The organism is Fibrobacter sp. HC4 (genome assembly GCF_023373925.1).
Lineage (GTDB): Bacteria > Fibrobacterota > Fibrobacteria > Fibrobacterales > Fibrobacteraceae > Fibrobacter.
The window spans coordinates 1,636-14,901 of the sequence record NZ_JALCZV010000036.1; the positions used below are offsets into that span (position 1 = coordinate 1,636).

The window sequence follows — 13,266 nt, forward strand, 5'->3', positions numbered from 1 at the left end:
GCATGCGTTCGTCCCTTCGGCTGGGCAGACGACGTTTGCGTCAAAAGTGTCCTTAGGCTCCGAAGGGCTATCTTCGGAACACGCGCAAAGCAAGGAAACAAAAGCGGTAAAAAGAATGAACTTTGTTTTCATGAGAATGTTAATTCTTTAGACACCTAATAGTCATTCTGGGGTGATTTATTTCTATTGACTGACTTCCAAGATTATAGGCATACATTGTATCATAACTTCTTCTTGTAGAAGTCCAATAAATAGCATAAATTCTATCTCCAGAAAGTTCTCCGTTTAACATCCAGGATCCTGCAGGCAGGGCGTTAAAACTACAATCATCAGAACCAGAGTTATAATATTCTCCAAAATCATTGGATGACATTAATCTGGCACTTCCCTTTTCACCTTCCCCAACATTATTCGCCAATTCATTCCATTCATCCACCGAAGGCACATGCCACCCAGCAGGGCAAATGGTGTCCGCCAAAACTTGATCAATGAGGGCAAAATATTCGCCATTTACGTACAGAGTGTAGAACCTGCCGAACGTTTCGCAAAAATTTTCTTCTCTGGCATAGCACAGACTGTACGGTGCGTCAAATTTCAAGTTCTCGGCCATCCACACTTGGTTACCGATGGTGGTGTACTTGTACACCTGTCCATCACGTTCATCAGTGAATGAACCTCGGTTCGGTTCGCCGTATGCGTTCGTCCCTTCGGCTGGGCAGACGACGTTTGCGTCAAAAGTGTCCTTAGGCTCCGAAGGGCTATCTTCGGAACACGCGCAAAGCAAGGAAACAAAAGCGGTAAAAAGAATAAACTTTGATTTCATGTGAAAGCTAATCCTTTAGACACCTAATAGTCATTCTGGGGCGATTTATTTCTATTGACTGACTTCCAAGATTATAGGCATACATTGTATCATAACTTCTTCTTGTAGAAGTCCAATAAATAGCATAAATTCTATTTCCCAAAAGTTCTCCGTTTAACATCCAGGATCCTGCAGGCAGGGCGTTAAAACTACAATCATCAGAACCAGAGTTATAATATTCTCCAAAATCATTGGATGACATTAATCTGGCACTTCCCTTTTCACCTTCCCCAACATTATTCGCCAATTCATTCCATTCATCCACCGAAGGCACATGCCACCCAGCAGGGCAAATGGTGTCCGCCAAAACTTGATCAATGAGGGCAAAATATTCGCCATTTACGTACAGAGTGTAGAACCTGCCGAACGTTTCGCAAAAATTTTCTTCTCTGGCATAGCATAGGCTGTACGGTGCGTCAAATTTCAAGTTCTCAGCCATCCACACTTGGTTGCCTATTGTGGTGTACTTGTACACCTGTCCATCACGTTCGTCAGTGAATGAACCTCGGTTCGGCTCGCCGTATGCGTTCATCCCGTCGGCGGGGCAGACAACGCTCGCGTCAAAAGTATCCTTTGGCTCCGAAGGGCTATCTTCGGAACACGCGCAAAGCAAAGCCACAACCATACTAAAGCCCAAGCCAAGCCATTTCGTATATTTCATTTTATTATTCCTCATACAAACATTTCCTTAATTCAGAAGACTCCACGACAATATATCTGTTCCTCTTCGGAGTACAATATAACTCGAAGGCTGAATAGACTTAACGTCAATTGCCACCGAATGTTCACCAATGTCCCACGAACCCTTATAAAGCGTTTTCAACGGGGCACCCATGGCATTCACCATTTCAAGGATGTAATAACCGTTTTCCTCAATATTCACGTAAATTACGTCACCTTCCCTATGCACAAGGTCTGCATATTTTTCATTGGGAACATAACCTTCACTAAATTTTGGCTGAGGAGCATTACCCCAGAGCAAATTACCCAATTTATCCAGCACCACGACAGAATCGGCTTCAACCATTCCGTAATTATTCAAATTATAATGGGAGGGGTCATCCTTCGCGTTAAAATCGATTGTCCTATTTGGATGATGCACCGCGAACTGCACGCCGCTACCATAATCAGACTTATCTCCCGGATTTAAAAGGACATCGTACATAAACGAAATATAGTACAAATCACCACCGGCATTAACCATCTGACTAGTTGCAAAGGCACTCCAGTTCACATCGAATTCCGTTTTTGCAGAATCCCTGAAATAGTAGCGCATTTCAAAACCATCTACAGGAGCACTGCCAGTATTTTCAACATACACAGCAAGATTGCTAGCACTTGCGGAACCGCATTCATAATCCATTGCCATTGCGCGAACCTTGATTTTGGCCTTTTGCACAGGTCCATCTTCATCATAGCAAGCAAACTCGTTAAGCAAGTTTCCGTCTCCATCTAGCAGGGCTACACCCGTTGCATTGGCATAGCCAGATTCAGCGTCCTTAAGATAACTTGGGTCATCGGTTTTGTCCCAATACGGGAAGTTGTTGTCCGGAGAAGTAATTCGATGCAAACCGATTAACGGTCCTTGGCCAAAGTACGCGGTCCCGTATGCAGCAATCGTTTCGGTCAATGCGAATTCGGCATAGAATACGGAGCCTGCATCATTCACAACACTCATCGGAGCGTCCGGGAAGAACGAAGTCGCGTTCACATTTTCGCCCTCACCCTTGTAGTAATAACGTATCCTTGCATTTTCAAACGACTTGTCTGTCATGTTGCGCAAATCAAAGCGAACTTGGGCCCACTTTTTATCTTCCAAGGATTCGTATTTCATAAGCACTTTCACCCTAGGGTCTGGGTTAACCCAAGAAGATTCATTATAACTGATTTGATTATCTTCAATATTGGCGCTACTGCTTGCTAAAGCTATTGCAGCCACACCAAGGTTTCCCAATGGACGAACGCCAATCTCGTTGACACCGGAGTTTAGACTAAGTCCAAGATTTACAATTTTCTCACTCTTCCACAGACCCGTAGAAGTTAACTTAAATTCTCCTACGCTATTTCCATTAACAAGAATCTCGACCCTGGAGTCCTCAGAAACATAATTCCTATGAAGAAGATAGAGGGAATAATTATCGGCATTCAAGTCAACATTCCAAGTCATCACACCGTCATTGCCAATAGACTTTTGACGTAGATAAGCCTTGCCCGGAGCAGAACAGGACTGATCAACCACAAGGCCGTCCCTATCCTCCAAATCTACTGCGCGAACTGCGGCAAAATTCACCTCATCCACACTTAGGACCCCTTCGAATATACTTTGGATCTGTTCTTCGGCAAGTGCCGAAGAATAGAACCGCAAGTTAGAAATGCTACCGCCAGCACTACGCACACCATTACGAGCGCCAATAGAAAGCTTTCCATAACCTCCATAAAACAGTTCTTTACTCAATTTTATGGTTTCCTCATATTTGCCATTCTTATAAAGGCTAGCCTTCGTTCCATCCACCACAACCACAAGGTGCGTAGGGATATTCGCTTCACGTTTTGTATTGAAGTAGAATTGTTCAGAGCCAACCTTCAAGAAATAACGATTGTACGTTCCAAGGCCAAATGTCCACTCATTTTTCCCGACAAAACTTAGAATAGACCAATCTTCCCTTTGGGTATTATTGGAATTAAAATTAAATTCAAAAGAGAAGGGTCGAAGGGTATCTAAAGCAGGTAATATATATCTGCTACTTGCGGAATCTTTCGCTGTTAGATTAACACCATATTTAGCACCCCATGGCTTGTTAACAGAAGAAAGATCCATGTGCAATCGCCTAGATTTATCTTTCGTCATGATTTCATACGCAATATTTCCAGCCCCCTCTGCAAGCGGATACCACAAAACCAAAGAAGACGGATATGGATACAGTTTTTCCGTTTGTTTTACAACTTTATCCGTATTATGACCGTAATCCTCTGCAATAACCGTAATGGTCGCCATACAGGCGATACATTCATAAAGGTCTTTTTTCTTTAGATTAAAGTCATGTTGCAAAATACCATTTTCGGGAATGGTAATGCTTTCCACAAGACTACCACCAAGGAAAAGTTCCATTGTAGTCCCTTTCAATTTACTTTCGGCTTCATAGACATCTGCAGCCACATGAACAATACGTTCATCGCCATTATCGGAAACCGAGATGTCAACATTTTCAATCACCGGAGCTGTAGAATCCAATTTCACAACAGGACCCAGCTTTTGCTCTGTATTACCATCAAGCCCATAGAACACGATAAACGATTGATACAGGGAATCAATTTGATTCAAATCTGTATTTTTTGCACGCCAAATAATCGGACGTTCAGAAGCACCATGATGCTCTGCTGCCACATTGCTTGAATTCTTCAACTGAAGAAGATAATTACTCTTTCCATCGCACAAATAAGGATACTCTAGCCAACCGTTGGCCGTTCCCATCCATAGTGTATCACCCCACAAAGAGTCCATTTGACTGCAGGAGAACGTCCCTATTTCCTCTGGAATAGAATCTGCAATTTCAACACTATCGGCCATCAAAGAATCAAGTGCTACAAACTTGGAGAATGTTGAAGTTTTTGCAGTTATTCTTACAAAAGACCAGGAAATCGTACTCGTATCTTTACAAACGACAAGATTGGAATCAAGATAGACAAGGCCAAACGTTTCCAAAGGAACAAGTTTCTTATTTTGAACATCGGGCTTGTAAATTTTCAAGTTACGCGGATCAACATTATCTTTTTCCAATGAAGTTCTAGAAATATCCATCGTAACAAGAGGCTCTTTACCTGCAGCAAATTTGTGAGAAGGGAGAACCTCTATTACAGGGCCTACCGGTACCATATTCCTAAACAGTTCACAATCGTAGCACTCGCTCGGATCCATGGTACGCACAGTCACATCAGTATTTTTTTCCCAGGAACCTTTATTAAAATGTACAGACACATTGTGATATGAAGAATATACCGTTATAGAGTCTTCAGGTTTTACAAGTTTTCCTATGCGGACATCCAATTGACGATAATAGGTTATATTGTTAAGACCACTATAAGTCAAGAAAAACGAGGTGTTTCCCTGAAGTTCATTAACATTCTTTGACACCTTAATCGGATAAGGTACAGTTGTGTCCAAGGTATCCGTTTTTTTTCCAGCCACGTTGAATCGCATACCATCTTGAATATACGAGACATTCCAATCACATACTGCGTAAGGAACTCGGCCAAGCAATGAAATGATTTCATCTTCTCTTGACGCATAAACGTCCAAAGAAGTTCGATTCACATTAAATTGTTTACCTAGGGAATCATAGGACGCTTTAAAGTAAGGATGTTCGATGAGGTTTGTATCGCCCTCCATATTCCTCTTATATACGGCAACATTGCCTACAGAGATATTTTTCGCCCAATTTGTAGAAAGTATGGAATCCTTTTGATTTTGATTAACAACTCTTTTCAAAGAAATACCATTGTTCAAACTTGTATCAGCAACAAAAATTGAATCCTTTGATCGGTAGAAATCCAACTTAGCCAAATAGAATTGTCCATTATTAGATATGGTATAACGTATACCATTACCTGACTTTGAAGAGTCAATATCCCAATTGTCCGAATTCCGACTATCAGATTTAAGAACGTATTTTCCGCTCAGTAAATTATTTATGCCAAAACTGGGCTCTTGCAATTCAGCACTCCAAGTAACAGAATCAACCTTTACCGAATCAATCTTTTGCGCCACACCAGCATTTGCCGGAGAATTGGAGTTTACCAAGAAATATTTATTTACGCTGGCATCTATCAAAGGATTACGATAGTAACCATTTTCTAGAAACTTTGCTTCCCATTCCTGTTCAGTCCAGTCATTTTGTTTATAATGGACTCTAGAAACCCATTTGTCACAGCCATAAAAACGAGAATCCTTACCCTTGTCACTTGGTAAAGTGCATGTTCCGTTATCATAGGGATAAGCCACAGCAAAAGAATTATCCGTATAGACAATTCCCGCCAATTCAGCGGAATCCTTAGTCATCATGGGTGCCACATCAAATTTACAATTCAAGATATTCGCCACACTGCCGATATCCTTGTCAAGTCCATTCACGGCATCCTCATCATTACTTGTAAATACTGCCAACTGCGAATCATTGGGGCCTTTGGCCTCTGCTTTATAAGCGACGTCTCCGCTACCCAAATAGAATCGCCAACTCAGATTCGAAGAACTGATCGCGCCGTTAATTTCATCATTGAACAACAGCGGATTTTCCGGTTCCAATTTCATTGGCAAGCGTTGGGCTTCAAATACAGTCGGGCCATTATCAAAAGTGCCATCCGAGACCCACTGATTGCCATTATAGAAATTGTAAAAATTCGAGTCCCTCTGATTAGCAAGTTTTGTAACATAGCCATCACCCCCATAAAGCGTTTTGTTTATCGGGTCAAAGCGAACATAGCGGTTCGCCAAGTTGTTCGTGCCCCAATTTTCTGGCTTAGGATCCCAATACTCAGGATTCATTTCAAGAACAAATTTGACTTTTATATCTGTACCAGACTCCGTATAAGAGCAATGTTCTTCGTCATAATTATTATCATAAAGGTTTTCTTTACCATCAACAGGCTCTAACGAGACATTCACCATATAGGCATGAGGATTGAACCTAGCAACAATCGCCGTGTCTATTTCATCAACAGCCCGTTTAGCGCCACATACAAAGTTCAAATCGTCATCAGCCAAAGGATCTTTTATTTGATCGGTTTCACAAACTGTTTTTGCTGAGGAAACTTGATTAAAATTATTATTTAGAGAAACAGACTTTGCAAACACATTAAAGTTTTCAATTACGGCTTCGTAATACAAAGGCTGTCCCTGCCAATTAGTGAACCAATCACTCATAGGAGAACGCTTATTCGTTTTAAGATACTGGTCTTTTTTATAAACATCGATCCAAGCAAGGTTGTTTATTTCAGCCTGACCAACATCCTCCACAGCATTCCCATTAAACCCTGTTTCAGATAAAAAGACACTTATTTGTTTATAAGAACTAGCTGGGAAAATTTTTATTGCAGCCAAAGCATTCAATGTATCAATTCTTAGATCTAATATATTACTATGATTCACAAAACCGTAAATCAAGGCATCATTGTGTGTATTATTCACCGGGTCCAAATCAAAAGTAACCCCCACCTTTTTTTCATTCTTTTTAAATGTTATTTGTTTAACCTGGATTCTATAAAAATACCCTTGGTATTTGGACTGAGATTTACATTCCGTCGTTCCAAACCCATACTTTCTATATCGACCATTATAGCCCCGAGTTTCTCCCATCACAAGCGTCACGACCGTCGCCTTAAATTCGTCACGGGATCTTCGAATACCAAGACTGGGCCTTGTTTTCTTATACATGGTAGGCCTCTGAGTTCCACCATAAACATCCCATGTATAATAAAAAGTACGTTCTTTCTCGGGCAAAACCGTAGCAACAAGGTCAGAACGAAGCAAATAATCGGCCTTGCCCACATAACGATAATCACCGAATTCATCCAAGAAAGCTTCTTCCATTTTCAAGTCAGCCACAATTCCCTTTGAAGAATCCTTTGGAGCTTCAACCAAATTCGTTCCCAAGCTCAAACTAAACGGATAGTACAGCGAATCAATCACTTTTCCTTTCGCATCCGTAACAACAAGGCGTACATTGTACGAGCCGGGTTTCATAAGCTTATCATCTTTCACACCATTCCATTGTAGTGTATTCCATTGATTTGAATTTGTCGCCAAGACAAGTTCACTATCCAATAGGGAATAGACAGATTTTTTATCAGAATCTATAATATCAGCAGTTACGTACGCTGAGCGACCCGTCAACTTAAACTGGAATCCAAAATCAGCCGTTTTTACTTTAGAAGAATCTTTCATATTCTTTAAAAAGTCTATGTAATACTTTTCAAGGTTATTGCTAGAAATTTCAATTTTGGGTTCTTGATATTCCAAATACCATTCCGCATCTTCACTAATAATATTCTGTTCATTGCCTTTTTCGTACGCAAGCACATGCATTTTTACAAGAGATCCGCTAGGATACATCTTGTTCACCAAGCCATTCCACACTACATGGGCTTTGTATTCTTCTGGATGAACATAAACCACTGGCGACAGGGAATCCTTATACAAGGCCCCATCCACAGAAGAAACATCAACAGTAAAGGACGATGCCGTTTTGAATACCAGATGAACACTATCTTTTCCAAGAAGCCACTTCTTGGTCGTATTGTAAGCAGGAACCGTAAAATCGGGAACACTATCAATATGAACCTTTATACTATCCATCACAAAGCCAAGAGTCTCTGTAGAATCTGCGTTTGGCGAAGTTCCAAAATCTATTTTCCCATCAACAAATCGAACAACCAAAAAAGGATTCATACTTGTTGAATCGCCCCTATTCATAATGCCACTTGCATTTCCTGCGTATCTTACGTGCCAGGTACTGTCATCACTTTCCTGCCATATAGAAAGTCCCGTATCTGACGCTACGGCAGGCGTTCTAAACGGAGACAAAATCATGGAATCAAAAGACTTCTCCACTGCTTTTATATAAACAGAGGAATCTCTTGGCGAAGGAGCCTCTATGGTCGCATAAACAAACCATTTTGAGGTATCAGCAACATTCATAAGTTCTATAGACACGCTCTGCTCATTGCCCGCAACGTGTTTCTGGGTAGGTAAATTTACCACCAACTTCGGCTCACCAATTGAACTAGGAACAACATAATCGTCTACAATTACATTTCGCTCATTCGAAATCCATGCGCATGTATCGCAACTTCTTACAGAGAGTTTCAACACATAGTCATCTTTAGAAAGTTTAGCATCTGCAGTATTCCATACAGCCAAATCTCGTTCAGAAACAGAAAGACTTTTGTCAAAAACAAGATAACTCAATCCATCTTCATACCACATGGAGTCTTTTTTATTTCGCCAAGATAAACGGAATTCACCTACATTATCATTTCCATTCACATCTGGATTTGGTGCAATGCCCCTAACCAAAATTCGTCCACTATGGGGTGTAGGAGTACTATCTGGTAAAGTTATTTCTGGATAGCGATTTCCGACGCCCATAAAATTCATATTCTTGCCAAAATTACCCGCATGGTCATAACAACCCAAATAGACATACCAAAAACCATGACTTGTATCAATAACAGCAGACTTGATGTCAAAAATGAAATTCACGTCCGCTTTAACCTTTGTATTCGTTTCGGCGAATGGTCCAGTCCACGGCCCTTCCGCTTTATCCGTATTCACTTTTACAAAGCAACTTAAGTCAGAACGATTTCTAACATCATCCAGGGATTGACTCAAATAGCCTGTACCTTTCTTTAATTCAGCAACACTTCCATAAGCGACATCGCCTAATGTAACTCCACGAATTTGCGGAGCGCTACGATCTACGCGTAATTTTGAAATCAACTTTTTAGAAGAACTATTGCCGGCTTCATCGGTAACGGCCACTGTCAAGCTATAAACACCATTCCCTAATCTATTAACTTCAGGTTCTACAAATACAAAGCGTCTATTATTTTGCGTCATTGAATCATTTAACAAATAACGAATCTTTTTAACATTGCCATTGTCAATAGAATCCGCAAAAGTCAATTCCGCTACAATATTTTCAGAGGTCCTGCCAAATAAATTCTCATCTACATCAAACGAAATTCTTAGCGTATCCAAGGCGTTCAGAACATAATCCGCACCGTCATTTTGTTTTGTGAAAGCCGGAAGAGCCGCATCGTGAAAGCTCAATACCGAAACAGAATCATTTAAAATCTGCGGAGCAGCGTTATCCACAAGAATTTGTTTATGTATTACAGTGCCATTAATTCCATCCACAAAAGAAGCACCCGTCAGAACCTCCCGCCAAGCGGAATCACTGGAAATTTTTGCAATAGCGTTCTTCATCGCTTTGCTTGGATTCGAAAAATCATACGCCTGCACATATAAATCAGCAATGCCACTCCAAGAAACGTTCTTTCCGTTCCATCCAATTTCATAGAATCGTTCATTTACATTCTCTTTTTGCAGAAGCATTATCGTATCTTTCGCATTTTTTCGCACGATAAATCCACGAATGTTACGAAGAGCGCGTTCATCAACAGAATCTTTTGCAACTACATAAGCTATGCCATTTTCCTTTTTTGAAGAAACCACATACGGAGAAAGAGTGGTATCAAATTCCAAAATAGGCTTAGAGGTATCTCCCCACACAATAGTTTGCGGCGTGTATTTCACCTCTTGGCTTCCTATGGAATTATCCGCCTTCAAAGTCTTTACGCTATACGCAAGATTCCACTTAAGCGTGTATGTACTATTTTGCAAGGGATGTTGTTTCCATATCGAGGTCAAATCCGCCCAATATCTGTAACGGTGACCCGAACCAGGCACACTATCTACTTGGACATTAATTGTAGAATCAACAAAATCAGGACCAACGACCGTTATCCGATGTTCATGCGTATCTGCTCCATATCCCAAATCATTAGCATAAAAATCAACGGTATCCATTCTAGACACCTTTTCAAAGGATTTTGGCCACCCCTCCTCCAATAAATAATCAACTGCTTGGAAAAGGAACGTAATGCGTTGATTATTGGCGTAACCAACCTTGTTCACAACATAAATGCTAATGTTATTAGCGCCATCTTCTTGAATTGCACTAAGCAATATACTATCTTTCCCCGTAGTCTTGTCCTTATTTAAAATCTCCTTCGGGCGAAATACAAAAAAACCATCTTTTGTTACTGGGGATTTGGACAACGTCCCTATAGGCTTCGTTTCCCATTTATTGTCGACTCCACGGTAAATATTCCACAAATTACCATCTCGTTCATAAGCAATCTGCATTCTCGCATTAAAGTCAAACTTAATCAAGCGCAATTCATCCGGCTGAAAATCGTCTACTATAAAACGATATTCCTGAATAAAATCTCTAACAATAAACCCATCTAACGCAGCATACCTTTCCGCATCCTTTATCATCACGGCATTACTATTAGTCAAAGAATTTCGGCTTATTTCAGAAAATTCCGATGCCGGGAACAGGTAATCATAAGAAGATCCATCCTTCGAAATGTCTAAGTAATTATTAACATCACCAAAAGTTTTATACAAAGCAAGAGGGACAATAGAATCGGCAGAGCCACTGCTTTTGCGAACCGTTTGCAAAGAAACAATGGGCGTTCCAAACAGCATACTTTCCATATCAGAAGATTCTATATCTTTTGACGTTCCATTATGATCACGCCAGGAGCTATATTTATTTTTTCGGTTTATAGACTGTTCTACGGCAATATACTTGGCATTTTTTAACGAACCAATCATCTTCATAGCATTCTCAATATCCGAGGAAACCTTCGCTATAAGAGCTACATTCGCCATAAACTGTCCGGCACGGCAAGCCTTTCCCGCTCCAGGATTAGCCGTTTCTGCAATTACACAAGCAATTTTCAAGCCATCGTCAATATTTCCCCTAAGTTCTTCTAACTTACCGACTTCCGAAACACGGTCCATATAACTGTTTAAATCCGTGAATTTGCTTTTATTGGATTGAACAAAATCACTCAGGGAATATCCTATACGCGATACACTAGATTCCTTAAAAGCCTGAACATTTTTTCCAATAGCACTTATGGCAGAGACATCAAATGTTCCTTCTTCGAAAAAATTTATTGCATAATTGGAAAGATTATTTGAAACAACCTCCATGCCCTTCTTCATATCTTCTTTTACAGACTTAAGTTTGTCATTAAGTTCCGCTATTTTTTCCGAATATTCATCAATAAAGGTAGAGAACAGCTCTGACTTGTATTTTTCGGGCAAATATTTATTAGCAATGCTAATAACCTTCATTACAGAACTTGACAAGTTTTCTTTATTGAACTTCAACTTACTCAAGGTTGAAACATCCTGAATACATTCCGCTATTTCACCAGCAGGTACTTTATACTTGTTCGCTATATCACTCGCAGTCTGCAATGCACTTGCAGCAAGGTCACTTTTCATGGCTTCGGAGATTATATTTTCAATTTCTGCTTTAGCCTCGTCCTTAATATTGTCCACCTTAGCAGCCACAGCTTCCGTCAAGACTTTCTGTATTTTCTCTTTGCTTACGTGATTCTTTGCCTGATCAGCAAAATCCGCTAAAGTACGTCGTCCATTTCCAATTGTAGGAAGGCCATAGGAATAAATATTGTTATATGCGGGGTGATCAAAAACATTCATTTTAGAATAGGAATTCAATAACTGAGTACTGCCAACATAATTTTTCAACTCAAGTCTCTTTTCCTGAGCCTTCTGTTTCACCTCATTATAGGCATCATCATTCAGGTCCAAATCCTGAGCCAAATAAAGCATGGACTTGTAGGTTTTGTCGGCATCTTCAAAATAACTTGAAAAGTTTTTCTTTATATCACCTGCATTCTGGGCCATTCCAAGAACAGCTTCCTTTAAAAGCGACATCATCAAATTTTCTAGAGCATCACTGCCGCCAACCAGATACACAGCCAACGCAAGCGGAATAACATCACTATAATCGGATACAGACTTCGCCTTATTCAAGACACTAGAGCCATTCAATAAAGTTTGGTCCGCAAACCCGGACCCCTCATGTGGAGTATTGAAGAACAATACGTTATCGATTTCTCCTTGATATTCCTTACTTTGGATATACTCGCGTGCAGCAAGACCCGCAACACCTTCGGCAATGATTACAAATTTATTGGGAACTTTCTTAGAAGCTGAATTTTTCCCATTCTGGGACCACTGATTCAGGGCCTTACTAAAAACAGAATTTGCCCCCTTAAAAAGCACATCTACCGCTTCGGAAGGGTCCAAGGAACCATCATAAGAATGGCAATAAAAAGCCGTAAAGAACAACAGGAGGGATATTGCTTTGTTCGTTTTTTCTCCGAGAAAAACAACCGCTAAAATTTAGAACTTGCAAATCTTGCGTTTTTGTGTTTTTTCTTACATTTTCACAAATGATTCCGAAAGCACCCGTTTTTTCACTTTATCTGCAAAAATTCTATTCTGCATTACCTATATTTGTTCACATGAAATCAAAGTTCATTCTTTTTACGGTGTTTGTTTCCTTGCTTTGCGCGTGTTCCGAAGATAGCCCTTCGGAGCCTAAGGACACTTTTGACGCAAGCATCGTCTGCCCTGAAAGTCAAAGGGGGACGTTCACCGACGAACGTGATGGCCAGGTGTACAAGTATACCACCATCGGCAACCAAGTGTGGATGGCCGAAAACCTTAATTTTGACAATGGTTCTCCCTGCGCCAAGGAATCCTGTTCAGAAAAAGGTCGAGAATACACCCCGATGGA

The 13,266-nt window shown here is 40.5% G+C and carries 4 protein-coding genes; 1 reads left to right on the forward strand and 3 read right to left on the reverse strand.

Annotated features, from left to right (window positions below):
• Window positions 1-139: 139 nt before the first annotated feature.
• The 3 genes from MMG03_RS15425 to MMG03_RS15435 are packed head-to-tail and all read right to left on the reverse strand — an operon-like array spanning window position 140 to window position 12,773.
• The gene (locus MMG03_RS15425; RefSeq protein WP_249506682.1) at window positions 140-823 is read right to left on the reverse strand and encodes an FISUMP domain-containing protein; all 684 of its coding nucleotides are present in this window, start codon (window positions 821-823) and stop codon (window positions 140-142) included.
• A 7-nt stretch (window positions 824-830) separates the two neighbouring features.
• Window positions 831-1,523, reverse strand: coding sequence for an FISUMP domain-containing protein (locus tag MMG03_RS15430; protein WP_249506683.1), 693 nt, complete (start codon window positions 1,521-1,523; stop codon window positions 831-833).
• A 27-nt stretch (window positions 1,524-1,550) separates the two neighbouring features.
• Window positions 1,551-12,773 (reverse strand): LamG-like jellyroll fold domain-containing protein, encoded by an 11,223-nt coding sequence (locus MMG03_RS15435; RefSeq protein WP_249506684.1) that lies wholly within the window; start codon window positions 12,771-12,773, stop codon window positions 1,551-1,553.
• A gap of 218 nt (window positions 12,774-12,991) precedes the next feature.
• On the opposite strand from MMG03_RS15435, the gene MMG03_RS15440 reads away from it, so the two are divergent.
• Window positions 12,992-13,266: FISUMP domain-containing protein (locus MMG03_RS15440; RefSeq protein WP_275976912.1), on the forward strand; the 275-nt coding region annotated here is incomplete at its 3' end.

What these genes read in the sequence shown, in the direction of transcription:
- MMG03_RS15425 (WP_249506682.1), bottom strand. Translation starts at nt 823, where the DNA reads ATGAAATCAAAGTTTATTCTTTTTACCGCTTTTGTTTCCTTGCTTTGC.
- MMG03_RS15430 (WP_249506683.1), bottom strand. Translation starts at nt 1,523, where the DNA reads ATGAAATATACGAAATGGCTTGGCTTGGGCTTTAGTATGGTTGTGGCT.